This is a genomic window from Gemmatimonadota bacterium (genome assembly GCA_026706345.1).
In the GTDB taxonomy this organism is placed as follows: domain Bacteria; phylum JAAXHH01; class JAAXHH01; order JAAXHH01; family JAAXHH01; genus JAAXHH01.
Genome location: JAPOYX010000176.1, coordinates 1 through 2028, shown reverse-complemented (window position 1 = coordinate 2028; position 2028 = coordinate 1). Strand labels below are relative to the sequence as shown.

Below are 2028 nucleotides of genomic sequence, written 5' to 3'. Positions count from 1 at the left end.
TCCACAAATCCACAGGACTCAGGCGGCGGTGTTCTCGCGACCGATCATCAGGAAGTTGCGGTAGGAATGCGCATTGCTGCGCACCCCCCGCGCAGATCCGGACTTGGTCGCTAAACCATCCGGCTCCTACCTCGGGTGTTTGACGGCAAACCGCCGGTCCGGCCATGGGTGACGGATGGATGCGCGTGGCCAAAGGATTTCGGACATGCGCTCCAGCCGTTTCCAACTGAAACGAGATCGCTGAGACCGCCGGCGTAGTGCCCGCATCCACAGGCGTTGCAGCCTGCGGCGAAACGCGCGAACGTACCGGGCCGACCCGGGGACGGCGAAGTAGTTGAGCCAGCCGTTATAGACTCGTCCCAGCCACATCCCGACTTCCCAGATGTCGTGGTGCCAGCGTATGCGAAGGACCTCATCGATACGCGCCAGAGTTCTGTTGACCCGTTTGGCGACCGGTTTGCGACCAAGCCGAAAGCGCCCTCTCCGGGTTTTCGTGCAATAGTGCGTGAAGCCCAGGAAGTCGAATGTCTCCGGCTTGCCCGCCCCGCGCTGGCGGCGGTTCATCATCGCGAACCGACCAAACTCCACGAGGCGGGTCTTGTCCGGGTGGAGACTGAGTCCGAAACGGGTCAGCCTGTCCCGGAGGTCGCGGAGGTACCGCTCCGCATCCCGCTTATGCTGAAATCCGACAACGATATCGTCGGCATAGCGAACGATGATCGCCGCACCATCCGGGACATTCCGGCGCCATTTCTTGTGGAACCACAGATCGAGCACGTAGTGCAGGAACACGTTTGCTAAAACGGGGGAAACATTTGCCCCCTGCGGCGTGCCCATGCCCGTGTCTTTCCATGATTCACCGTCCATGACGCCAGCGTTCAGCCATTTCCGAATCAGACGGATCACCCGTCTGTCGCCAATGCGGTGCTCGAGGAACTTGACCAACCAATCCCGAGGGATCGTGTCGAAGTACGCCCGCAAATCCGCGTCGACTATCCAACTGACTTTGCGCCGTTCTATCCCGAAGGCCAGAGCATCAAGCGCATCATGCGCCCCCCGCCCCGGTCGGAACCCATAGCTGAAACCGAGAAACTCCACCTCATAGATCGGCGTCAGGATCACATCTACAACCGCTTTCTGGACGATTTTGTCCTCCAGAGCCGCGATTCCGAGTGGTCGTGTCCCGCCGTCCGGCTTGGGTATTTCCACCCGCCGAACCGGTGGCGCCCGGTACGCTCCTCCGCTGTGCAGGCGGCGGTGCAAGTCGCGCAGACGCGCGTCCAACCCTTCGCCGTACATCTCCCACGTAACACCATCGACGCCCGCTGCCGCGTCCTTCTTCAATCCGAAGTAGGCCGCACCGAGCGCGTCCGGCGTGATGTGGTGGAGGAGCGCAGTAAGTCGCTCCTTCGGGTTTCTCTCTGCAGCTTTCCGTATCCGGGCCGCCGCCTGTGGCACGCTTTCCCGACACTGAGTTCGGCGCGTGCTTTGGCAATCCGGATTCCCCTTGGTTGAGGCCCTTTCCTCCGGCAACTCCGCAGAAGCTCGCGCTCCCTTGTTCGCCGCCCTCACCGGTCGTACGGCCTCATCCGACTTCTTCAAACCGTCCATCATAGGCTTCGGCATGCTCCATTCCCTATGCGACCCCGCTACGACAGGCGGGGCAGTTTGAAGACCTCCCAGGGTCCCGACAGAAGGCGTGCGAACGTGCATGGGTTCTCTGACACCGCGGGGCTCGCCAACATCTCACCAATACGATGTTTGCGATGTTGCCTTCGACCGATCTGAAAGCCTCGGCACCCCGGACCATCGCTTTTGCGGTGCTCCATAGTCCTGCCCATCCGTACCGCTACCGACGCTTCGCCAACCCCCTCGCGGGGGCCGACGCACGGCTCGCGGAGAAACGTGGTTCGGTTACTCCTTCGTTCCGGGGGACTTCCACCCCCTACCTTCTGCCAGTTCGCCTGGCACACCATAGTAGCCGTCGCGCTCGTAATAGGACGCGCCCTGCGAGGCCGAGGCCAGTGC

General features: G+C 62.0%; 1 protein-coding gene. It reads right to left on the bottom strand.

The features are described from left to right. Window positions 1-126 precede the first annotated feature (126 nt). Window positions 127-1614: a group II intron reverse transcriptase/maturase gene (ltrA, locus tag OXG98_11745; GenBank protein MCY3772675.1), complete on the bottom strand. Its 1488-nt coding sequence runs from the start codon at window positions 1612-1614 to the stop codon at window positions 127-129. Window positions 1615-2028 lie beyond the last annotated feature (414 nt).

Coding starts and splice junctions, on each gene's coding strand:
- ltrA (MCY3772675.1), bottom strand. CDS start 1,614: ATGATGGACGGTTTGAAGAAGTCGGATGAGGCCGTACGACCGGTGAGG.